The sequence below is a fragment of the Ferrimicrobium sp. genome (assembly GCA_022690815.1).
GTDB lineage: Bacteria > Actinomycetota > Acidimicrobiia > Acidimicrobiales > Acidimicrobiaceae > Ferrimicrobium.
Map to the genome: position 1 here is coordinate 22,456 of JALCZJ010000014.1, position 23,210 is coordinate 45,665.

Here is a 23,210-nt window from a genome sequence, read left to right on the forward strand (position 1 = left end):
CTACCCTTTCCGGGCAGAATGTCGCCACCGCTGGGACCTAACCCCCTTCGGTGACGAGTTGGCCATCGGCGAGCTCGAGGCTGCGGGTGGCGTATTCGGTGATCGTCTGGTCGTGGGCGGCGATGATGACGACGTTGCTGGCCTTGGCGTGATTGGCAAGGATCTCCATCACCCGTTCGCGGTTACCAGCGTCAAGCTCTGAGGTTGGCTCATCGGCTACGAGGATGCGAGGGGCTAACGCCAGGGCCCTGGCGATAGCTACCCGTTGTTGTTGGCCACCGGAGAGCTCACGCACCAAGCGGTTAGCCAGTCCATCGAGGCCGAGCATGGCCAAGAGCTCATCGACTGGGCGGGGATCTCCTTGTCCACCGCGCCAGAGCTTTCTACCTAGCTCCACGTTCTCGGCAACACTGAGGGCGGCAACGAGACCAAAGGCCTGTGGGATGAGGGCGGTGTCGTGGAGGCTGATTGGTCTTGATGCCTTGGTGGTGTCAGCGAGCATCACCGATCCCTCATCGGGTTGGACGAGACCACAGATGGTGTGTAACAAGGTGGTCTTGCCAGAGCCAGAGGGGCCAATGAGGGCGAGCATCTCGCCACGGTTGATGTCAATAGCGTCAATGGCCAAGATGCGTTGGCTACCACGGTAGACGATCAGGTCACGGACCCAGATGGCGGCGACATCACCCATGGTCAGCCTCGTTGATGAGACGGAGTTCGAGTCCCTGGTCGATCGGGGTGACCTTGACGAGGGAGTCAGGTGGCAACACGTGGCGTAGGTGTGGAGGGAGCTGAAGGGTGCCGTCTTGGCCAACGACGGCAAACTCCTCGCCAAAGCGACCCTCAGCCCCAACCCTTCCGTCTCGGATGGTGATGGTCCTTGGCATCGCTTGGGCGATGTGGGGGTCATGGGTGACGATGACCACGGTGGTGTGATACTCAGCGTTGATGCGGGTCAACAGGTCAACGACCAGATCACGGCTCACGTGATCGAGCTGGCTGGTTGGCTCATCGACCAATAGCACGCTTGGGTTGTGTACCATGCCAACGGCGAGAGCACACATCTGTTGTTGGCCACCTGAGAGGGTGCGAACCACCCGGTCACCAATGGGGGCAAGGCCAAGGGTGTCAAGGAGTTCGGTGGCACGTACACGAGATGCCTTGGTGTCAGCGGCAAAGATGAGGTTCTCTCGTACGGTTCCATAGCCAATGAGGTTGTTGGGTGCCCCTTGGAGGACGAGGGAGACTTGGCGGCCTCTCAGTTTGGCCAGCTCTCGGGGCTTGTATTGGCTGATGTCTTTGTCACCGAGGAAGATCCGTCCAGCCGAGGGGTTAAACAGGCCAGCGATGAGGCGTAACAGGGTGGACTTGCCCATGCCAGAGGGGCCAAGGAGGGCAACGACCTCGCCAGGGGCGATCTCAAGGTCCACCCCACGCAAGGCAACGACATCACCCTCAGGGATGGGATAGAGATGGACAAGGCCCACCACGCGGATGGAAAGTTGGGTTTGGGTCATCGGTCACCTGCTCGTAACTCATCAAAGCTTGCGCGTCCAACGACCCGGATGGCGGCGATGGCGCCAACGATGATCGCGGCGACCAAGACCACGACAACGACGGCGATCTCGCCAAGGACGGGGAGGACATAGCCAAAGTGGAGGCCATCGAGTCCTGAGTCGATCTCGGGGAGGGCTGGAAGGGCTAGGCGGGCTCCAAGGAGGCCGGCTCCAACGCCAGCGATGGCGGCAGCTACGACCAAGATGGTGGCCTCCAGGATATAGCCGATGACGAGTCGGGCTCTTGAGAGCCCAAGAACACGGATGGCGGCAAACTCGGGGATTCTGCCTCGACCCTCGACTAAGAGTTCAAAGGCCAGTCCAAGGAGGACGACGATGATGCCAGCGGCGGCAGCGATTGGGAAGAGGCGTTCGGCAAGGCCAAGGGGTTCATTGGCATAGGAGGCAGCCAGGGACTTGGCTGAGGTGATGGAGTCGATGGTGACCCCTTCGGCTTGGAGTCGGTGGATAATCGAGGGGTTGGCTCCTTTGGCGAGCCAGATCTCGTTACTGGCGAGGGAGGCAGAGTCTTGGGCTAGCTCAGCTTGGGTGAGGTCAACGATGCTGGCATCGGTACCAACCGAAGGTAGTGAGGAGAGGGTGAGGATGGGGCGGATGTTGATCTGGTTGCCATCGAGACCAACGGTGACACCGGTGCCAACGGCTGAGACCGAGTTCGATGATAGGGTCGCTTTGACACTCTGGCTGACGATGGCGGGGATGTAGGTTGGGTAACTAGCGGGTACAACGGCGACGTCGGAGCCACCGCTGGCTGGGTAGGCCGTGAAGGAGAGGAGGTTGGGGTGGGTTGACACCGATGTCTGCACCCCGCCCGCAGCCCGCCACGGGGACCCAAAGACACTGGCCGAATCGGGGTTCGAACCAGCACCGGCTGCACTAACACCTCGAAGATTGCTGACATCAATGGTAAAGTGGGCATTCGGGGAGACAAAACCGCCATTGGTAATGACCGAATACCCGATGCCCGAGAGCAGGCATTCATCACGAGTACACCCAGTGGGTTCGGTGACGGTCTGTTCCTTGGAGGAGAGCGGCAGGAAGATGATGTTTGGGCTGTCCTGGACCTCGTTCAGGATCGAGATCTCAAGATCCACGGCCGCCCCGGCGGGCACCGATCCAATCGTGCGCGTCGATAGGGTCAAGTGCGCCGACGTTACCTGCAACGCCTTGGAGCCAAAGGGATGGAGTTGGCGAGCGATGGCTCCGACCGATTCGGTACCGACCGCCTTCGGCCAGAATACGACGGAGCCAAACCTGCTGGCTTGGACGGCCAACGTCGTGCCACTCGAGGCCTTGTAGAGCTCAGCCGCCATGGCCTCATGGCCACCCGGGTCAGCCTGATCGACGGCTCGTGGGAGGCCGAGGTTCTTTGGTAGTGAGACGGTGAGTACCTTGCCGGCGCCAACCTCGTAGCCAGCGACATCGCTGCGATGACGGGCGATGACCGACTGGGCTCCATAGCCGAAGACCACTAAGGCCAGTGCCATGCCAAAGGGGATGATCTGGCGCAACATTGGGGAGCGGGCGCGAAGTTGGCGAACTGCTAGGTACCACGAGATTCTGCGTCCTTTACGGGTGAGACGGCGAGCACCTCTGAGTGCGAGAGTGGTCAAGGCAATGACGACGATGGCAAACCCAGCACCCAAGAAGGCTGGGGCGGCTCCGGCTAAGGGATCGACGTTGTTGCCATTGGTTGGGGCGATCACGAGCTGGGCGGTAAGGACCCCAGCGACTACCACGATCAACACGTCGATGAGGGCGCGGAAACGACCACGGTTGCGTAGCGCTGAGCGACTTGCCTCAAGGACCCCACGACGAAGCGCAGTGCCAGCTGCAACGACGGTCACCACGAGGGCAGCCACGATGACCGCAAGACCCGCGAGGTAGGTGGTGGGCAAGATATAGAGCTTGGTTCCAGCGACGAAGTAGCTATGACCAATGATCGACACCGTGAGGTAGGCGCCGATAAAGCCAAGTGGGGCTGCGACCACCAGCACCACGAGTGGTTCACCAACGGCTCTAGTGACGATGCTTCTTGGGCGAACGCCTCTTAGTTGGGCGAGTCGGAACTCGCCCATTCTGGATTGGACCATCCGCCAGATGAGGGTACCAAAGACGATGAGGCCAAGCAGGACCAGCTCCAAGATGATGACCGTTACCAGGGTGGACATTGAGTGTTGGGAGGCGACGATGGAGTTGATCACACCCTCCAGCCCCGAGCTAGCCAGTGCCCGGTCATGGGTGGCAACCACATCAACGTAGTTGGCAACAACGGAGGCCGCTTGGTGATAGTTGCTGAACGTCACCACCGACGCATCGAGCGGCATCTGCAACAGTCGGTCGACCCCAAAGTAACTGGTATTGCCCGCCTGATTATCAGTACTAGTGACCCCAAAGCTCGCCTTGCCACCGAAGAAACCTGGTGCCACGATGATCGGATCGAGCGCCACCACCGAACCCGAGCCTGAGCCAAACGCGAAGTAATTGTTCCCCCACCAGTAGTTGGTGGAGATATCAGGGATCTCGTAGGTGCCGACAACCGTGTAGGTCGCCGTCGCTCCAGCCCCAGGGACACCAGCGGCGATCAGGCCGGCGGTGGCACGGATGTGATCACCGACGTTGAGCCCCAGGTAGTGCGCTGTTCTCGTCGAAAGCAGCACCTGGGTGTTGGTGCTCGGACAGCGGCCCTTGCTGAGCTGTAGGTGTGCACAGACGTCGGAGCGCTCAAAGAACAAGGAGGAGAGCACGGCGTTACCGAGCGATGGCGGCGGGCTTACCGAGACAGGGAGCGAGGCGGTCAGGAGCCCGTGATGAAAGAGTGGTTGTCCATCAAGACGGGGAACGGCACGTTCGGCGGCCAGCAACTTGACTCGGCTCAGGGCACCGCTGGAACTTACTTGCAGTCCAGTCTTGCTGATCGGAGCATCACGAAGCCCGCCGATCAGGACGGAGTTTTGAGCCGAACCGAGATAGATCGGTCCGACCGTCGCACCGAGAATAGCGACAATGGCCGCCACCAGCAAGAAGACGAGCGCACCAAGACGAAAACGAAGTCCTCGGACAAACAGCCCTACCCTGCCACTAGTCATGCAATGAACGTGACATCAATAACCTTCGCGCAACAAAATCTTCGGCACATCCCAACACCCGAGCTAGCTTAGCCGGGTGACGAGACGCTGTCAAGAACAGGGACCCAAATCGCTATCACTGTTGTTCATGATCGAATCGCTTGCGCTCCGCAAGCCGCGCCCCTAGCGCCGCAACCTCGCTCCGATGGCGCACCCCGAGCTTGGCAAGCAGATTCGAGACGTAGTTCTTGACCGTCTTCTCGGCCAGATAGACCTCGGCGGCGATCTCACGATTAGTCTTACCTTCGACAATAAGATCAAAGATCTTGCGCTCCTGCTCGGTCAGGCTTGCAAGCGGGTCATCGACCCCATCGCGCAATCGCGAGAGCAGCCGTGTCGTCAATCCCGGATCGATCAGGCTCTCCCCGGCCGCAATCCGCTTGATGGAGTCAAGGAGCTCATCTACCTTGATTTTCTTGAGCAGATAACCCGACGCCCCCGCCATGATGGCCGCAAACAGCGCCTCGTCATCGGAGAAGGAGGTGAGCATGATACATTTGAGGCCCGGCGCCTCCGAACGCAGTTCACGGCACAGACTCACCCCATCGCCGTCACCGAGACGAACATCGAGCAAGGCGACATCGGCCTCGACCAACCCGAATCGATCAAGTGCCTCGTGAACTCCTCCTGCCTCGCCAACCACTTCGATATCCGGGTCGTTGCTCAACAACGCGACGATACCCCGCCGAACGACCTCATGGTCCTCAACAATGAAGAGTCGAATACGCATAGGACGACACTAGTCCCAATCCATCGGGATCAACGAGGCGTAGCCTCGTTGGAACCGGACTCTAGCCACGAACGATCGTCACTGGGACCGGACAGTGATGTACCAGTTGGTCGCTGACGCTACCGAGCAAGAGAGCGCTAAAGCCACCATGACCACGAGCCCCGACCACGACGAGATCCGCCTTCTCGGACTGCTCGATGATCCGTGACGCGGCATTGCCGCTCTCTAACACCGTCTTGACCTTCACGTCAGGATGCGTCCTTTTGGCTTCCTCCACGGCGCCAGCCAAGAGGGCATTGCCGGTTGCCTCAAACTCCCCGATCACCGACTCCGAAAGACCAAAGCCATAGTCAGGCTCGGTCCACGCATAGATCAACACCAACTCAGCGTTGCGAAGTTGAGCTTCATCGAGTGCAAACGCAAGCGCGGGCTTTGACATTTCGGAACCATCGTAACCCAAAACTATCCGATCATACTTACGTACTGTCATGACTACGCTCCTTCTCTTCTCCAAAATTTTTTGTCAATCAAAACCAAGAAAGTAACTACAGTCTGGCAACAAGTACCAAACTCATCGTGGCCTCGGCCCGCCCTAGCGGACCATAATGCCAACTCAGCAACCCCATGGCCCATGCCATCTGGTTACGAAGTACACCCATTAGTTGTCAACATTAGTACGGCGTACGAGGTAGACCGAGGGGCAAAGGTCCCTGTTTTCACGGGTAAAACTCCTCAACCTGGACCCCGATTGGACCGAGAGTGGAGGGAGGCTCACTAACGAGTCAGCGTCGAGTCTTGGTGAGCCTAACTCCTACCCCACCCCACGACCCAGATGGCGTCCACCACACGCCATCTGGGTTCTCCTTGACAATCTCGGTTGACGACGCACCGCGGTGCCCAATAAATCGCCCAATGAGATGTGGCGACTTACCCAACGTTTTGTCCATCCTACTGCCATGCCTTGACCCGTAATGGCTGGGCCTATAGGTGAGCCGCCAGTAGTGGTCAGGTCTCGCGCTATCGTCGCCAGTCCCAGACCCAAGGTCGCTGAGCGCTCGCTGGCTAGCATGGAGTGCGTGCCCCCTCAGCCGCATCGACGCATAACCGAACGGTCGAAGGTCTGGCTCGCGAACTACTTCGACGCGAGTTCGCCCCTTGGTGTCCTGCGTCGCATCCATGCGCTCTCTATCTCCTCGGACACGTTGATGATGGTGGCGCTCGCCGGATCGCTGTTCTTTTCGATCTCGCCTGGCGAAGCGCGATCGAAGGTGACGCTGTATCTTCTGTTCACCATGGCGCCATTCGCGGTGCTGGCACCTCTCATCTCCCCGATCATCGACCGAGGACCACGGGTCCGGCGCGTCGTCGTCATCGGCTCAGGGATCGTGCGCTTCGTTGGAGCCTTCTTTATGATCTTCGAACTCCGCTCACTCCTCTTGTTCCCGTTAGCTCTCATGAACTTGGTCGCCTCTAAGGCATACTTGGTCTCGAAATCATCGTTGATTCCGGAACTTCTCGACTCTGACTCGCGTGCTGAACTTGGCAGCCTCGTGAAGACGAATGCCAACATCACGCTGCTCGCCGCCGTATCAGGCGCTATCGCCGGGGTCGTTGGGGCGGGAATTTTGAAGACACCATTCCTCGGCGCCCGCTGGGATCTCATCGTCGAGTTAATCCCCTTAGCCGTCTTCATCTATCAGGCCCGTGCTCTCGTCCAACGCCTCCCCCCGCGCCCCGTCGAGCGCGTAACGACACGACCGACCAAGAAACGCCGCCCCAGCGGACCCGCCTACGCACAGACCCTCACGCTGTCGCTTCTCATGAGCGTGCTGCGAGGCCAGGTGGGGTTCTTCGTCTTCCTCATGGCTTTCGCCCTCAAGAACGACCACAGCCCTACCTGGCTCTATGGTGCTGCACTGGTCGCAAGCTCACTTGGCTCCGCACTCGCAACCCAAGTGACACCGCTCATCCGACGCAAGCTTGGCGAGACGACCATCGTCATTCTCGGTACGATCGCGATCGTGGCCGTCGCCTTTGTCGCCGCTACCCTCAGTATCGGCATTGCCGGAGCCATTGTGATCGCCTTCGTACTTGGTGTCGCCGCCGGGGGTGCCAAGATCGCCTTTGACGCCAACGTACAAACCGCAATGGCAAAGCACGAATACGGACGCCTCTTTGCCCGCTACGAATCCTACTTCCAACTGTCGTGGGTTCTCGGTGCCTTTGTGGCGACCTTAGCCGACCTGACCCTCGCCGACGGCGAGGCCTTTCTCGGGGCTACCGCTCTCTTGGCGCTCGCCTCCTATGTTGTTGCAATCTCAGCACTTCGACACTCTGGGGAGGAACCAGATGTCGAGGATCCGGAATGGCAATAGTCACAAGCGCCGCCTTCGGCCACCATCAGCGTGGCGCCTGACCTCGATACGACGCCAAGCTCCCTGCACCGATTGGACCCCAGTGCCGATTGACGAGGCGCACATCGTTGACTTGTGCGCCAGGGCCCAACAGCGACCGCCAAGCGACTGATGGCTCGCGACAAGAGCCGCGATCCGTCGACGCCGCTAGGTTGACTTGCCTGCCTGCTTGTTTGCTTGTTAATTGGTTGGTCATCCCGGCTCATGACTTGCGATACGGCAGGTGCTTAATGGTGGCGTCAACGTTCAGGGCTTCGCTAGTCACTTGTGTCACCAACAACAAGAGGTTGGGCCAGGTGGCCGACACCGATGTCGCTTTCCTCCTACCATGATCCACAGGTCAGATGCCGGCGTCCTGCCCAACCGCTGCACAACGACGACGGGCCAGGTTGATCGGCTAGCCATCTGTCTGTTGTCCTACCCTAATCTGTCTGACGTCGTCAGAGCTCGCGCTCCAACCTTGCATCGTTGACTTCAACCTCCAACAAACGTAATTCGTGACCCTGGCAATCTTCGATAACTTCTGGAGGTGCCAGATAAGGGTCAGCAAACACGCAAAGACCCTGTCGGCTTCTGTCCTTGGTCCATTGCTGACCGATTAACGCGCTCAACCCGCATCCCTGCTGGAGTCCTGGGTTCTACATAACGATAAATTCCGACAATACTGGAAGTATGGATCCTGTCAATCCCCCACCCACTGGCCGTCGAGTCGGCAGACGAGTCTTTCTCTCCGTGCTTGGGGCTGGGGTCGCGACCACACTGTTTGGCCACGATATCGCCCAAACCGTCAGTGGTCTCGCCAACGCAGGCGGCTTTAGCCTCGGCGGGTTCGAGATCTACACGGTCACCGGTTCGATTCCACAGATCAAACCAGCATCGTTTCATCTTCGCATCGACGGCAGCGTCGCAAGACCAGTCACGCTCTCCTACGACGATCTTCGCTCCCTGCCCCAACACGAGGTGACCTTCACCTTCACCTGTGTCACTGGATGGACGGTACCCAACACCCATTGGGCCGGCGTTCGACTTGCTGACGTGATCGAAAGGGTTGACCCTCATCCAGGGGTGCATGCTCTGGAGTTTTACAGCGCCGATGGTGTCTACACTGATTCCCTCAGTCTGTCCCAGGCTCGAGCTTCCGACGTGCTTCTCGCCCTCGATCTCGAGGGTAAGCCGATATCACCAGACCATGGCGCACCGGTTCGCTTGCTGGTACCCAGCATGTACGGCTACAAGTCAGTCAAATGGCTCAATCGAATCAACTTTATCGCTCACCAAATCCCGGGGTACTGGGAGCAGCGGGGGTATCCGGTGAATGCCACCATCTCCTAGCCCCTCGCCGGCGACCGGCGATCGTAAGACCCGTTTTGACATCGTCGAGAAGATCATCCACTGGGTGATCGCTGCGTCAATGCTCATCCTCTTGGGGACAGGGACGATCCTGTTTGTTCCGGCCCTCTCGGCCCACCTACCCAGACCGCTCATCAATCGGATTCACATCGACACCGGCATCACCGCAACCGTGGTCCTCGTGCTGGGACTCATCGGCCCGTGGGGACGCGCGCTACGTGGAGATCTCCATGAGTTGATGATTGCACCACTCAATCAATTGGAATCCTGGCACGGGACGATCGGTGACTGGCTACATCGAGCAAGTCCTTCACCCGAGGGTGCTCAGCCCGAAAAGTACAACGTTGGCCAGCGACTCTTCACCGCCGCGGTGGCGGCCCTTGGGATCTTGGCAGTCTTGACCGGGCTCGCCCTGCGCACTCCGGGGCGCATACCGCTCTCGATTCAAGGTGGAGCAGAATTTACCCACGAACTCGTCTTCTTCGTTCTCGCCGTCTTGGTCATTGGCCACATCGTGAAGGCGGTCCTGGCATGGCGTTCTGGTCGCTGACGATCGAACCAGCAAGGTCACCATCGGCCACAGCTGCCCCGGTAGCAAGCTGCAAAACTCGAGCCGTTGGCGCCCATACGTTGGTCGACTGTGATTCAATGGTGTCTGATGCACTGAGCCGGACGGTTCTCGATCAGCCGCAGGCGATGAGGAGCCTCTTGACAGACAACAGCCGCAAAGCGATGTTCACCTGCGATCGGCCAATCGAAGTTACTTCGCCCGACCCAAGACCACCTTGCGCACGATCGCTTGAGCAGGGCATTGTCGAACGATGAACTCTCTACCAGCCAGTCACAGCGGACCAGAGGCACATCGGCGCGCAGTTATCGCCATTTGGTATCGACGCCTCGGTGCCCTGGTATCCGCTGCTCATTCCTGGTGACTGTTCACCCCGCACTGTTGAAGGCGAGAACCAACTCGCGGTCACAGCATCGCCGATCGCTCAACAAACCCGTTATCGAGGCTTGTATGGGCACCATTTGCACTCATTCCGCAATCGTGAACAAAGACAGCATCATCGGCGCTGATATCGTTACTAGGAGTGGCCCTGACATCGTTGAAGGGGATGCTGCGCGACACCGGAGCCGAAGATGCTGCTGACCTCGCCACAGGACGGCAAGTGCCTTCCTGAGCGACGGGCTCTTCCCTGATCGACACGGCCCGTTGTGTACGCAGCTAGTGTCACGCCACAAGGCGAAAAACCCCCTTCCAGACATTGTCGTAAACACCAACCACCACCAATGGGGGTGCCTAACCACAGGTCCGAGGTCGACCTTGCGTTGAGCGTCGACCGAGAGTTCAGATCAACGAAAAACTCGCACGGTTGCTCGCAACAACACATCAGCGCGTTGGCTCCGTTCACCGCCTCTACACAACGCTGCAACACTCCGAACGAGGAACACGCGCCATCATATACAGGCGCAGCCCATCCATCACTAAGATCGGACTAGAGGACTGTCACCATCGTTCCGATGTGCACCATCGGGTAGACGACCGCCGCCGTTGGGATCGGCAGCTCCACACAACCATCACTTTGCGGGAAACCGTACTTGGCCCGTGGATAACCGTGCACCGCGACCGACCCATGGAAGTAATTAATCCAGTGGACGAGCACGTGATAATGGCTCCCGTTGAGGTTGGTCCCACTCATGTAGGCCTGCTTGTAGCGAAGGAAAACCGGCCAAGTGCCCTGATGGGTATCGTCAGCGCCAGCACCAGTATTGCAGATGCTCGTGAGCACCACCTTGCCGTTGATCCAGAGCTTCAGTGTCTCAGGCAGTGGTGACTTCGAGACGTAGATATAGGAGTACCGGTGTGGGTCCATCTGGTGCTTAGCTGCAGCCGCAAGCAGTGCTGACCACACCGTAGAGGAGGGCTCACCATTGACCGGTAGATCACTCACCTTCTCAAAGGACATAATGGCCGCTTGGGTCGCAACACCCCAGGCACCAGGATAGAAGGTCGCCTGTAGCGATGAGGGTTCGTCAGCCCAACGAACATTGAAGTTACCCTTTTGCACTAACGCCAGATCGGCATTGGAGGCCAACCGGCTGGTAGCGTGGAAGCTGTCGGGGAGGTAGTTGAGTTGTGCCAAAAGCTGTTGCATTCTCAAAAGCGACCCTTGCGCGACAGTAAAGGAGGCTTGCTCTGGATTCTGGAGCCGTTGTCCAGAGGTCGCCAAAATACCTGTGGGGCCACCTGGTATCGTCAAACTCTCCGAGCCACCCGGGGTGTAGCTAGCATCAGGGGCGAACTCGATGGTAGTGGGATTCTCCAAAAACCAAGAGCCGGCAATCGGAGGACTCAGCGTCGGCATCGGTGTATGCGAGCTGATCGCGGTTGAAAAGCTGATGGTGATTGCAGCATTAGGACGAACATCGGTAGCCCCAGGGCTTGGGGTCACGGACGCCACCACCACCGGTGCCTTGGAGGTGCTCGAGTCACTCGACGCCAACGTCGCACTGGACTGGCCATGAAGACTCGGCACGACAACGATACCGACAGCCACCAGGAGCACGACAAGGATACCGACACCCAGGAGCATTATTTTCTTAGAAAAATCCATCTACATCACCCCGCTCCAGGCTAGTAAGCAACTCCTGAATTTGCTCTGAGAAACAGTCGGCATTCCGACCAGACAACGACGTGCTACTCCACATTCGCCTGGTCGAATGTGACGGTTGCTACGATGGTTGCGTGCATACCGCAACGACCTCGGAATCAACACGAGCGCCCCGCGTTGCGGCGACCACCATTTTCGTCGTCTATGCCCTTTATCTTAGCGAGCGAACCGTTGTCGTCGCGAAGGGAAAAATCTCCAGCTTGGCGCTGATCGGCACGACCTTCGCCAACCGCGCACAACTCCCCTCGTACCTATACCAACATCACGGAACCGGCTACGATGGTCAATTCTTCCTGCGCCTCGCCCTTGACCCGTTCGATCTAGGTATACATGCCTTTGGCATCACCTTAAACGGGGCCTTTCGCGATCAACGTATCGTCTATCCCGTGCTGGCCTGGATCCTTGCCCTTGGACATGACCACTGGGTCCCCTACACACTGGTGATCGTGAACCTGATCGCCGTGACAACCATCGCCTACATGGGCGCAAAGCTCGCCCGAAACAGCGCGCACCCGGCCATGGTCGGACTACTCCTTGGTGGCTACTTCGGCTACACCATGAGTACCGGGCGTGACCTGGCCGAACCAACCGCAGCAGCACTGCTGCTCGTGGGCATGTACCTCTACGAACTCGATCACACCATCCTCGCCGGCGTCAGCTTTGCCCTCGCTGGTCTGGCGCTCGAGACCGAGCTCATCGTACCCATCGGCCTTGGCATCATTTGGCTGGTCGTCATCATCCGACGCCATCGATCGTCGATGAACCCCCTCGTCTTCTTGATTCCTGGCGTCGCATTCGTAGGGTGGCAGTTCGTGTTGCGCGAAATTCTCGGTCGGGTTGCGCTCAGCGGCGATCTCAAGGGCAATGTCGGAATACCTGTCTATTCGGTGCTGGTGGGCATCGTTCACCACGCCCACACGCTCGATGTCACCAACCTCATCTGGTTTGGCCAGCTCGCCATCATCGGCCTTTTCGTTGTGCTCGCGGCCCTCAACCTCAACAGTCCCGATGTCCCCGTCTATCTCAAAGTCGCATGGGTGCTGATGTTGGCGCTCACGCTCTCACTCTCAAAAGAGGTCTGGAACAATTCCTCGTACTTTCGTGCAACGGACATCCTCTGGTTAACCTCGGTGCTGATCTGGAGTCGATCAAACCCGTCTCGATGGTGGCCGGCGTACCTCGGTTACCTCGCGACCTTCGTTTCGGTCGTTCCGCTGCTGGTCTTCTTCTGATCGTAGCACAGGTGGCGCGAACCATCCCTGGAGATCAGCCGCCGATACGCCTGCCCAGGGATATCACCGGCCAAGGGACATCAGCACCCGCAACGCAATCGACACCAAGTAGAACCTCTGGTCGTAAAGCGTCTGGATGTCTGATGGTACCACGGCCTTCGATTGGCCTAGTGGGCCCACGCTGGTGTTGGCGACCCGGTCCGATCGATGCAGACTGTCGGCCTAGATCCACACGAGCCAGGCAGCGTCATTGGCATCGCTGTTGCATCCACCCGATAGATAGCATTACTACTCCAGCGCGCCGGATACCACAACCTCTAACCATAAGAGCACTGGCACCGTAGGAATTGTGCCCCCTCGTTACTCAGCTCTGGTCGAGCTCAGCCACCACCAAGAACGGGGTGACCGCGTTGCGTCGATCGCTGAGCACCGCCGTCAATGCGTGGACCGTTCTGGCTCGATATCCATCGACGCCAAAAGCGTGCGCCAGCGCTACGTAGTCAATGGCGGGACCACCAAGTCTGGTGAGTTCATCGGAGGCCGGCTCAATACCCCTGGCCCGCATCTCAAGACGCAGGATGCGATAGCCGTCGTTGGCTACGATGACGATACCAATCGGGAGATTGCACCGAGCCATCGTCCACAGCGCTTGGGGTGCATACAAGGAGCCACCATCGGCCACCAACGCGCGCACCCGGGCACCACTGGCCAGCGCCGCACCGAGTGCCAAGCCAAGTCCGCCGCCGATCGCACCACCAGGATGAGCCAGATATCGATGCGGTGGGGCCTTGTCTGCATGGAGAAAGGCTGGCGCCGAACTCGTCCTCCCCTCGTCGACGATGACATCACCCTCGCAGATAGCGGCCGCGAAAACCTCACCCAGGCGCTCAATCGTCAAGACCTCGTCACCACTCGTGAGATATGAGGGTGGAGCCTCACGCAACTCGTTTGCCGCCTTAGCGTCAAGAACACCGCGCACCTCGCCCAAGTCCTTCAATCCGAGATGTCGACACCACTGCCAAAGGATGGTTTCGGCGTCACCGCCTATCGCCATAACCTGTACGCGTGGCACCCCTCGATCGAACAGGTACCCAGAACGACCCTCCTCAGCGAAATAGGCCAACGGTTCTCCGGCACCGACGAAGACGACTGCGCTTGGAGTGCCGATCACCGCCCGAGCCTGATCAGGGAAGTAGGGCAGCCGTGGCAGGTAGGGGACGCCCGTACCCCGCTCCATCACGGCCGGAAAAACCTCCGCCACGCACCGCGCGTTGACCTTGGTTGCGATCGCCATGATCTGAGCAGGACCAGCTCCCAACAAGGCGGTGGAGCCAACGATGAACAACGGATCGTCGCCCAGGATTTTCTGATCGAGCTCGGTGACATCGACGGTGGTGACATGTGGGGTGATGACATCGTGTGGGTGGGCAATCGCCATGCGTTGGGAACGGGCTGCGATCCCAGCTGCGTGGCTCACAACCGGCGTGACGCATGATGACGGCGGCACCTCAGCGGCCATGACGTCCTGGGGTGCGATGACACCGACGGGGCCGCCTAGTGAGTGGGCACTGCGCATGGCTGCATCCAAACGAGCATCAATCGTGGCGACATCATCGATCACCACGACCGCTACACAGAAGGGCTCCATGATGGCCGCCAGGTCGGTATTGAGCGGCGCATCGAGTTCAAGATGGGATGCTGGATGCTCGCCAACGATCACGAGCATCGGCGTGTGGGCACGCCTAGCATCGTGGACAAAGGCGGCCCCGTTGGAAAAGCCGGGCCCAAGGTGCAACAGTGCCGCACCAACACCTCGGATACGGCCAAAACCATCGGCTGCCGCCGTCGCGACCAACTCCTGCGCGACGAGCACGGGAGTCACCGACTCACACGTTGTGAGTGCGCGAACGAGTTCGAGTTCCGTGGTACCGGGATTGGTAAATACATGGCTGACGCCGAGTTCGCTTAGGCGAGCGACGAGACGCTCGGCGCCTGTCATCGTCGAACCGTCACTTTGCGCTGTGACCAACTCATCGCAAGTCTCCTCTCATGACGCTCCAACACGGTTCACCCTGGTCCCTAGCCTCAAGAGCGGCGCCCCAGCGATTCATAGCGATCCGTCAACGACACAGACTGCGGGAGCCACAACATCGATAGCACCTTCCCCCGCCTGTAGGCATTCGCGACAAACGCCATAGACGTCAACCTGGTGATATCTCGCCTCTCCCGGCATGTTCGACTCATCAAGCTCTGCCGTCGGGGACACCTCGTAGCCGATGACCTTCTGACAGCTCAGGCAATGGAAATGATGGTGATGGGGGGCAAAGGGTGGCAACAACTCGTACCCGACATCTCCATTGAGCGAGATCGCCTGCACGATCTGCGCCGCCACGAACGCATCGATCGTGCGATACAGCGTCGGTGGATGGATCCCCTCGCTGGTCAGCTCTGCTAAGAGGTACGACCTCGTCACCGGGTGTTCCTGGCGCAACAGTGCCTCAAAGACCTGTTGGCGCTCGCGCGTAATCTTGAAGTGTCGACGATGACACTTCTCTTCGAATGCCTGTTGCAGTCGCTCCTCCACGATCATCGACCTTGTCGACGCACCGTGACGCCATCGAAGTAGATACCATCGGTTGGCTCGTCAGCCAACTGACCGCCACCTACTTGATCTGTACCTGTTTGAACAGGGTCAACATCGACGCCGCCGGTCTCGCCAACCAAAACCTGGTTATGCGCCCAATACTTCGCCGTTAGGGGCCGACGGGTCGGAACATTACGGTCAACTCCACTACTGACAGCTCCATCGTCAGAAGGCAAAGGATGACTGGCTCCAACGTGGCTCGTTATGACCCACCACCGCCTTGTGGCTAGTCGCCGTCTAAGCATCGCGCGCGAGGCGCGAGCACACGGACAACCCTCAGCTACTGATCGCGAGCCAACGCCCACAGGCCACATCAGGTCTTGTGGACACCATCTTGGCTCCACGTCACAGCGAAGGGGTTCTCCAGGGCTGGCGACGGGACCGCAGAATACCCGATGAGCAGTGTTGGACGCGTCGCCGAGAACGCCCACGCGATGCCATCGAAGGCCAGCGGGCGGTGTCTGGCTCGCCACGGCCTGATCCTGGCATTCGTGGTCAATCACGTCACCCATTGTACTTGGCCCGCACGAGCCGAGCCATTGCACTGGACCTATCCCCTGGCGCTGGACCTATCCTGTAGCGGCGCCAGCCATGGCGTGAACCATCGATTCGAACGGAAACATCGCGCATGCGCTCCGGAACCTGCGATCAATTGCATCGCACGGTAGCCATTAGCCGTCCGTTCGCCACGATCCGAGCCCTGGCATCATTGCCGTTGGGTAACAACTCAAGCCCAATCCACGTGGGTGACAAGCTCTTCTGGCGCCACCCAAACCAGAACTGGTTGGGCTGGCTGGTAGAGTGGAGGAACCAACAAGCGAAAGGAAGCAGATGAACTATCGACGATTAGGACGTGCAGGAGTCAAGGTATCCGAACTCTCATTCGGGTCATGGGTAACGTTCGGACCTCAAATCGGTGTCGGTGAGGCGACCGAGATCCTCGGCTACGCCTACGAGCAAGGGATCAACTTCTTCGACAACGCCGAGGCCTATTCGAGCGGCGAGTCAGAGCGGATCATGGGAGCGGCGATCGCACAACTGGGCTGGCCCCGTCACAGCTACCTAGTCTCTTCCAAGTTCTACTGGGGAATCCACGACACGGTCAATGCAAAGTTCACCTTGAATCGCAAGTACCTCATCGAGGCGGTGAACGCCTCCCTCGAGCGTTTTGGCCTCGATCATCTCGATCTGATCTACTGCCACCGACCCGATCCTGAGACACCGATCGAAGAGACCGTCTTCGCCATGCACGAGTTAGTCTCCGAACACAAGGCCCATTATTGGGGTACCTCTGAATGGTCAGCTGACGAGATTCGTGCGGCAATCGCGGTGGCGAGAGAGCAGCATCTTCACGCCCCCGTGGTTGAACAACCCGAGTACAACATGCTCGCGCGCAACAAGGTTGAGGTCGAGTACAAGCGACTGCTCGACGAGGAGGGCATTGGCCTCACAACCTGGAGTCCGCTCGCCTCAGGCCTTCTGACTGGCAAGTATGCCAACGGCATTCCTGCTGGTTCGAGAGCATCGCTCCCGGGTTACGAATGGCTCAAGGAGATGCTCACTGATCCCAAGAGTGCCGCCATCGTGCAAAAGCTTGAGCCAATCGCCAAGCAGCTTGATGTCACGATGGGCCAGCTAGCCATCGGTTGGTGCCTCGACAACCCCAAGGTTTCGACGGTGATTTTAGGGGCGTCCAATCGTGGACAGCTTGAGGAGAATTTGGGTGCCACTGCGGCCCACGAGCGCATCACCCCTGAGGTGCGCGACGAAATTACGAAGATCCTCGACGGCAAGTAGAACCAAGACACCACTGCACAAGTCGACGTACACTACAGCTCGCGCCTTGATCGCTTGAACTGCAGTAAGGTCGTCGGCATTGTAAGCCATGATGGGCGCTGTGTCGTCATGGGCGCTGTGTCGTCATGGGCGCTGTATCGTAATAATCATGTCAAATGCCTTGCCTGAGCTTCAGTGCAAGGCATTTGGCGTTGTGACCACCTTGTCTCGTAGCGGACGCACCCAAGTGTTAGCCCACCTAGCGTGAGCGCGTCGTCGTCAACACCACCACGGGCGAATCGTTACGCGAGATCGATTGTCCAAGTTGGATCGGTAGCCCTGCATTACGTGCACCAGCAATGATGGTCAATCAACAGCGAAACGCCATAAAACCAAGGGTGGCGTAGACAACTTCGGTGACTAAACCGGTCAGTGCCACCTGTTCGTCGATGACCTCACTCAGCCGTTTAAGTACCTCTCGTCGGTCTACCTCGTCGAGGGCCAGCACCTCGGACATCGTCGACATCAGGGCAACAAAGCGTTCGGTTGTATAGGACACCGACGATTCGAATGCGAGTCGTTCCACTCGATAAAAGCCCAGATCTCCTCGGAGGAGGCGCGCGAGTTCCTGGATCGTTCCATTGAGATCAGGCCTGCGAAAGAGAACCGGCAGTCGATGGCTTGTATCACGAAAGACCGCTGCCAGGGCACCCGCACGTTGCTCATCAACGATGCTCCCAATATTCCACCAGGTAGCGAAGACTCCATCTCGGCGTAGCAGACGTTTAACACCGCGTAGGGCGTACGCACTGGCGAACCAATGCCATGCCTGAGCACACACCACAGCGTCAAAGGAGCGACGTGGTCCCTGATAGTGCTCGAAGTCGCTAATCACCACCTCCAGGTCACCAACGCTGCTAGCAAGCAATTGTCGTGCCATCTCGGCGTCGGGCTCGACCGCCGTAACCCGAAAACCACGCGCGAGTAGCGCACGGGTGGCGATACCAGTTCCAGCTCCGATTTCAACGATGGACCCACCAGGTGGGAGCGCGGCTGCGATCTGGTCGAACAGCGCATCCGGGTATCCAGGGCGGGCCGCATCATACGTGGTGGCATTGAGCCCGAACTGTCTTCCAAAGCTGGTCACTCGACAACTTTAGCGCAGGCTCGGTTACTAGGGTGAACACTATGATCGAACTTCGAACCATCCAGGATTTTGCCGACTTCGCCTCCCAGTCCGACTGGGGCCCGACACTGATCAGTGACCTTGCCCATCGTCAGGAAACCGATGGGTTAGCCGCGCTCCTCTTCCTCGCCAACTCCGATCAGCCCTTCGCCCGTTCCGGCGCGCTTGGTGGGCTTCCGATCCTCATCAAAGACAATATCGACACCATGGATCTCCCCACCACCGCTGGGTCTTTCGCGCTCTCGCTCGAGCCACCACGACGCGATGCCGCCGTGGTAGCTCGCCTGCGAGCAGCCGGGGCAACGATCATTGGCAAAGCAAACCTATCGGAGTGGGCGAACTTCCGTGGGTTCGCGTCGATCTCTGGATGGAGTGCGCGAGGCGGTATCGCCCGCAACCCCCACGACCCCACCCGCTCGAGCGGTGGTTCGAGCTCTGGCTCTGCAGCTGCGGTCGCAGCAGGTTACGTACCGGTCGCCATCGGCACCGAGACGGATGGCTCCGTCTTGTGCCCTGGCGCCATGAATGGGGTCGTCGGCTTCAAATCTACTCCGGGTGCCATCGACCGCACTGGAGTCATACCGCTCTCCCACAGTCAAGACTCGGTTGGTATCTTTGCCAACCGAGTCAGTGACGCTCGAACGGTGGCGACCCACCTCGTCGACGGTCCCCATCAGGCGTTACGGCCTCGCTATGTCATCGTGGAGTCACTGCTAGAGGGGCTCAACCCGAAGACGCTCGCCCTCTTTGAGGTGACTATTGCCGCAATGCAAGCCCAAGGTATCGAAATCACCCGCGTGCCAACGGTCGACAAAGGCTCGTTACAACCTGACGAGGAGGCAGAGTTGATCGTGCTCGCTCATGAACTTGGTGACGATCTCGATCGTTACCTTAAGGATCGCAACGATGCTATCTCACGATCATTGGCCGACATCGTCGCCTTCAACGCGGCACATGTCGACCAAGAGCTCACCCTCTTTGGGCAAGAGCTTCTCGCCATGAGCCTCGAGCGCACCTGGGACCTAGCTACCTACGAGAAGGCACGCGACACCAACCGCGAAACAGCAAGGCTCGGCATCGATGCTGCTCTACGCGCGGGCGATGCCGATATCGTGTTGGCACCGACGATGAATGCCGCGTGGCTAATCGACACGGTCAACGGCGACCCCGACATCCAAGGGAACTGGGCTGTGGCTGCCGTGGCCGGCTACCCGTCGCTCACCCTGCCCATCGGCAAACTCGATGACCTTCCCATTGGCATGACCATGATCAGTCGAGCTCACACCGACCTAGCGCTTCTCGCCGAGGCCGAGACCGTCCAGCGAACACTCGCGATGGCCTAACGTACGTCGAATCGGGACAATGACATCCGCCCAACCGCGAGCACCGAAACTGGTGCCATCCAAACCGACATCCCTACCACCCCCGCCACACGGTGAGGGTGCCCTTACCGGACCTGCACGGTCTCCATCAGGGTATGCCAGTCCACCAAGACGGAAGCTTTCAGAGTATGAGGAGTTGTATCTGTCGTGACCACCATCGACATCGAACGCCACATCCACGTACCGATCGCCATCGCATGGCTTGAGCTTGCCGACATCGCCCACCACATCGACTGGATGGCCGACGCCGAATCGATCGAATTTAGTACCGATCAACACCGTGGCCTTGGCACCCGTTTCACCTGTCTGACCAAGGTAGGACCATTGCGCACCCGTGATCAGATGGAGATCACTAGTTGGGAGGAGGGCACCTCGATTGGGGTGCGCCATCGTGGGCTGATCAAGGGTGAGGGCGTGCTCTCGCTGCGCCCCGATGGTACACAGGATGCCTGCTATCTGTCCTGGAAGGAGGAGCTGCACTTTCGAGCGATTGTCGGTGGCTCCATCACTGCCTACGTTGCCGAGCCAGTCCTGACGAAAATTTGGGTGCAGAATCTTGAGAGATTCGAGAGGTGTGCGCGCCAACGGCTAGAATCAAACGAACCATGATCCACATCGAGCGACCATCACGAAGTCTTGTCAAGCGACCTTGAGGCTCGCTTTCGAGCGCTCTCGAACAAGGCTCCGGTTGCCGAGGTAGAAGACCAAACCAAGGGGACGTCGGCCATTGAGGCGATCGAACGAGCTGGCTTTTATCGTGATCAGATCGTTGACGCCATCATCATCCCTGCCAGCAAGGCTCGATATGAACGGACCACAACTCCGCTCTCGGCCATCACCACCCAAGCGCTGCTCTCGCCTGGTCAAGAGCTTTACTCCCATCAGGCGCACGTCTTTGACCACGTACAGCTCGGGTCGAATGTCGTGTTGTCGACACCCACCGCCTCAGGCAAGACACTCGCCTTCGTCCTTCCCACGCTGGAACGACTCCTCGCGAACCCAGACGCAACCGCCCTCTTTCTTTACCCCACCAAGGCGCTCGCCTATGATCAGCTCGAACGACTTCGCGAGATCGATGAGCGCCTTGGTCATCAACTGCGACCCGCGGTCTACGACGGCGATACACCACAAGCAGAGCGGGCCAAGATCCGAGCCAACGCCCGAATCATCATCACCAACCCACATGGCCTTCACCTATACCTCGGCTGGCACGCCAGCTGGGGGACGTTTCTGACGAACCTGGCGGTGATCGTCGTCGACGAGGCCCATTATTACGTCGGCGGTCTGGGAGCCTCCATGCGGGGGCTCCTGTGGCGTCTGGAGCGCCTCACCGCTCACTACGGCGCTCACCCCGTCTACATCGGCGCCTCAGGCACCATCGCCAACCCAAAGGAGCATCTGGAGAACCTCACCCGCCAGCCATTCGTCTTGGTCGACGATAATGGTGCCAGCCAATCGGAGCGAACCATCGTGTTCTGGGACTGCACGAAGGATTTGAAGACCCCACCGTCGACCCAGGCGGCCTATCTCACGCGCCACCTCGTACGCATGCGCCGCTCGGTGGTCGTGTTTTCCAACACCCGATCCCAGGCCGAGTACGTGGCGATGGCCGGCTCCGATCGCAGCCATCGCATCCTTCCCTATCGCTCTGGGTACTCAGCTGAGATGCGTCGTAGAATCGAACACGAACTGCGCACCGGCATCATCCGAGGCGTGTCCGCAACCAGCGCCCTTGAACTCGGTGTCGACATCGGCTCACTCGACACCGTCATTCTCAACGGCTACCCCGGGTCGATCTCCTCGCTCTGGCAACGGCTTGGTCGCGCTGGTCGCACCGATCTTGATGCGATCGGAATCGTCATGGTAGGTGGTGACCCAATCTCTCGATCGCTACTGGCGAACGCGAACCAACTGCTCGAACGCACGCCAGAGCACGCCATCACCGCCACCGACGACACCGCGATCCTCGCACGGCACGTCTCTTTGGCCGCCGCCGAGTTACCCCTTGATGCGGGAGCGATCGCCGACATCGAGGCCGATGCCGTTCTCGAGGATCTCGTGGCGCGCGACACCTTGAGCCACGAGGGATCCCTGTATCGATCGAATCGCAAGCGGCCACACCTCGGCACACCGTTCATCGAACGCGAGCCCAGCTACGAGATTCACTTCCCCAAAGTCGGCGAGCACCGAGGGGTCGAGCAGATCTCGATCCGGGCGGCACTACGCGAAGCGCATAAGGGAGCAGTCTTCTTGCATTTCGGCTCTCCGTTTCGGGTGCAGCGCATCGACCACGAGCGCCGCGAGATCTACTGCATCCCTGAGACCGAGGGCCATCACACCCAACCGACGCTCTTTCGGTCGCTCTCACAAGGGCCAAGCCTTGAACGAGTACAGCCTCATCCATGGCTGATACTCGATCGGATCGACGCGCTCGTGGTCGAACAGGTCACCGGTTACAAGGAGTTCGATGCGACGTCGCGCCAGGTCGCTAAGCGCAAGGTGACAAGCCCCGTCATCTCGAGTCCCGCCGAAGCGGTCGTCATCACCTGCACCGACCCAATCGCCGTCGGAATCGCACCCGAGGAGTACTTCGCGTCACTCCATGCCCTTGAGCATGCACTCGCCAAGGTGCTCCCACTCTTGACGCTCGGTGGCGCTTCGGACCTCGCCAGCCTGACGCTGCGCAACGGCGACCTCCCCTCAATGGTTATCTACTACCTCACCCGTTCGCATCCCGCCCTCATGATCACGAAAGTCATCGAGCACTTGAACGAGGCCCTGGAGCTGGCCGAGCGGATGATCGCATCGTGCTCATGCGCCGATGGGTGCCCCTTTTGTGTCCTCGATGCTCGTTGCGACGATGAGGTGATCGACAAGGGTGGCGCACTTAGTCTCGCCCAGGCCTTCGGCAAACTCACCCAAGACAGCACCACCAGCCCCGGCGTGGCTCGTTGAGCACCAACGTCACGACCAATACCAACCATCGTGGTCAACCGTCGGGCTTGCATCGCCCGGTGCTCGACGCTACCACGCAGGACAGACTTCCCCCAAGAGCAGCACTACATGACTATTCTGACACTCCCAGAACGCTCGATCACCACCTCGGGCGACTCCGATAC

The 23,210-nt window shown here is 59.2% G+C and carries 17 protein-coding genes; 8 read left to right on the forward strand and 9 right to left on the reverse strand.

The window, feature by feature from the left end; genetic code table 11:
• Positions 1 to 37: 37 nt before the first annotated feature.
• The 5 genes from MP439_05935 to MP439_05955 form a co-directional block, all read right to left on the reverse strand.
• The gene (locus tag MP439_05935; GenBank protein ID MCI2975600.1) at positions 38 to 691 is read right to left on the reverse strand and encodes an ATP-binding cassette domain-containing protein; all 654 of its coding nucleotides are present in this window, start codon (positions 689 to 691) and stop codon (positions 38 to 40) included.
• A complete protein-coding gene (locus MP439_05940; protein ID MCI2975601.1) occupies positions 684 to 1,517 on the reverse strand; it encodes an ABC transporter ATP-binding protein in 834 nt (277 codons plus the stop codon). Before MP439_05940 ends, MP439_05935 begins: the two co-directional genes overlap by 8 nt.
• On the reverse strand, positions 1,514 to 4,666 hold the full coding sequence (locus MP439_05945) for a hypothetical protein (protein MCI2975602.1): 3,153 nt from the start codon (positions 4,664 to 4,666) through the stop codon (positions 1,514 to 1,516). The genes MP439_05940 and MP439_05945 overlap by 4 nt, the downstream gene beginning before the upstream one ends.
• A 115-nt stretch (positions 4,667 to 4,781) precedes the next feature.
• Positions 4,782 to 5,435, reverse strand: coding sequence for a response regulator transcription factor (locus tag MP439_05950; GenBank protein MCI2975603.1), 654 nt, complete (start codon positions 5,433 to 5,435; stop codon positions 4,782 to 4,784).
• Between the two features lie 61 nt (positions 5,436 to 5,496).
• Positions 5,497 to 5,925, reverse strand: a complete 429-nt coding sequence (locus tag MP439_05955) for a universal stress protein (GenBank protein MCI2975604.1) — start codon at positions 5,923 to 5,925, stop codon at positions 5,497 to 5,499.
• Between the two features lie 511 nt (positions 5,926 to 6,436).
• On the opposite strand from MP439_05955, the gene MP439_05960 reads away from it, so the two are divergent.
• From MP439_05960 to MP439_05970, 3 genes are all read left to right on the forward strand, one after another.
• Positions 6,437 to 7,810, forward strand: a complete 1,374-nt coding sequence (locus MP439_05960; protein ID MCI2975605.1) for an MFS transporter — start codon at positions 6,437 to 6,439, stop codon at positions 7,808 to 7,810.
• Between the two features lie 711 nt (positions 7,811 to 8,521).
• Positions 8,522 to 9,181, forward strand: coding sequence for a molybdopterin-dependent oxidoreductase (locus MP439_05965; protein ID MCI2975606.1), 660 nt, complete (start codon positions 8,522 to 8,524; stop codon positions 9,179 to 9,181).
• Positions 9,165 to 9,749, forward strand: coding sequence for a cytochrome b/b6 domain-containing protein (locus MP439_05970; GenBank protein MCI2975607.1), 585 nt, complete (start codon positions 9,165 to 9,167; stop codon positions 9,747 to 9,749). The genes MP439_05965 and MP439_05970 overlap by 17 nt, the downstream gene beginning before the upstream one ends.
• Positions 9,750 to 10,695: 946 nt before the next feature.
• Here the strand turns inward: MP439_05970 and MP439_05975 are convergent.
• Positions 10,696 to 11,814 carry a L,D-transpeptidase family protein gene (locus MP439_05975; protein MCI2975608.1) on the reverse strand — a complete coding sequence of 373 codons (1,119 nt, stop codon included), beginning with the start codon at positions 11,812 to 11,814 and terminating at the stop codon, positions 10,696 to 10,698.
• Between the two features lie 131 nt (positions 11,815 to 11,945).
• Between MP439_05975 and MP439_05980 the strand changes: the two genes are divergently transcribed.
• A complete protein-coding gene (locus MP439_05980; protein ID MCI2975609.1) occupies positions 11,946 to 13,103 on the forward strand; it encodes a hypothetical protein in 1,158 nt (385 codons plus the stop codon).
• A gap of 364 nt (positions 13,104 to 13,467) precedes the next feature.
• On the opposite strand, the gene MP439_05985 is transcribed toward MP439_05980, so the two are convergent.
• Together MP439_05985 and MP439_05990 are read right to left on the reverse strand one after the other, a co-directional pair.
• The gene (locus MP439_05985) at positions 13,468 to 15,132 is read right to left on the reverse strand and encodes an acetolactate synthase large subunit (GenBank protein ID MCI2975610.1); all 1,665 of its coding nucleotides are present in this window, start codon (positions 15,130 to 15,132) and stop codon (positions 13,468 to 13,470) included.
• 78 nt (positions 15,133 to 15,210) lie between these two features.
• A complete protein-coding gene (locus MP439_05990; GenBank protein MCI2975611.1) occupies positions 15,211 to 15,687 on the reverse strand; it encodes a transcriptional repressor in 477 nt (158 codons plus the stop codon).
• Between the two features lie 891 nt (positions 15,688 to 16,578).
• Here MP439_05990 and MP439_05995 point away from each other — a divergent pair.
• Positions 16,579 to 17,544 carry an aldo/keto reductase gene (locus tag MP439_05995; GenBank protein MCI2975612.1) on the forward strand — a complete coding sequence of 322 codons (966 nt, stop codon included), beginning with the start codon at positions 16,579 to 16,581 and terminating at the stop codon, positions 17,542 to 17,544.
• Positions 17,545 to 17,893: 349 nt separating this feature from the next.
• Here the strand turns inward: MP439_05995 and MP439_06000 are convergent, their stop codons facing one another.
• Complete coding sequence (locus tag MP439_06000; protein MCI2975613.1) at positions 17,894 to 18,670, reverse strand: class I SAM-dependent methyltransferase; 777 nt, start codon at positions 18,668 to 18,670, stop codon at positions 17,894 to 17,896.
• Between the two features lie 41 nt (positions 18,671 to 18,711).
• Here MP439_06000 and MP439_06005 point away from each other — a divergent pair, with 41 nt between their 5' ends.
• From MP439_06005 to MP439_06015, 3 genes are all read left to right on the forward strand, one after another.
• Positions 18,712 to 20,052 carry an amidase family protein gene (locus MP439_06005; protein ID MCI2975614.1) on the forward strand — a complete coding sequence of 447 codons (1,341 nt, stop codon included), beginning with the start codon at positions 18,712 to 18,714 and terminating at the stop codon, positions 20,050 to 20,052.
• Between the two features lie 186 nt (positions 20,053 to 20,238).
• A complete protein-coding gene (locus MP439_06010) occupies positions 20,239 to 20,700 on the forward strand; it encodes a hypothetical protein (protein ID MCI2975615.1) in 462 nt (153 codons plus the stop codon).
• A 27-nt stretch (positions 20,701 to 20,727) separates the two neighbouring features.
• Positions 20,728 to 23,046: a DEAD/DEAH box helicase gene (locus MP439_06015; GenBank protein MCI2975616.1), complete on the forward strand. Its 2,319-nt coding sequence runs from the start codon at positions 20,728 to 20,730 to the stop codon at positions 23,044 to 23,046.
• The last annotated feature ends 164 nt before the right edge of the window (positions 23,047 to 23,210 follow it).

Excerpts from the sequence above, each read along its gene's own strand:
- MP439_05935 (MCI2975600.1), bottom strand. The coding sequence starts at position 691 with ATGGGTGATGTCGCCGCCATCTGGGTCCGTGACCTGATCGTCTACCGT.
- MP439_05940 (MCI2975601.1), bottom strand. The coding sequence starts at position 1,517 with ATGACCCAAACCCAACTTTCCATCCGCGTGGTGGGCCTTGTCCATCTC.
- MP439_05945 (MCI2975602.1), bottom strand. The coding sequence starts at position 4,666 with ATGACTAGTGGCAGGGTAGGGCTGTTTGTCCGAGGACTTCGTTTTCGT.
- MP439_05950 (MCI2975603.1), bottom strand. The coding sequence starts at position 5,435 with ATGCGTATTCGACTCTTCATTGTTGAGGACCATGAGGTCGTTCGGCGG.
- MP439_05955 (MCI2975604.1), bottom strand. The coding sequence starts at position 5,925 with ATGACAGTACGTAAGTATGATCGGATAGTTTTGGGTTACGATGGTTCC.
- MP439_05965 (MCI2975606.1), top strand. The coding sequence starts at position 8,522 with ATGGATCCTGTCAATCCCCCACCCACTGGCCGTCGAGTCGGCAGACGA.
- MP439_05970 (MCI2975607.1), top strand. The coding sequence starts at position 9,165 with ATGCCACCATCTCCTAGCCCCTCGCCGGCGACCGGCGATCGTAAGACC.
- MP439_05975 (MCI2975608.1), bottom strand. The coding sequence starts at position 11,814 with ATGGATTTTTCTAAGAAAATAATGCTCCTGGGTGTCGGTATCCTTGTC.
- MP439_05995 (MCI2975612.1), top strand. The coding sequence starts at position 16,579 with ATGAACTATCGACGATTAGGACGTGCAGGAGTCAAGGTATCCGAACTC.
- MP439_06005 (MCI2975614.1), top strand. The coding sequence starts at position 18,712 with ATGATCGAACTTCGAACCATCCAGGATTTTGCCGACTTCGCCTCCCAG.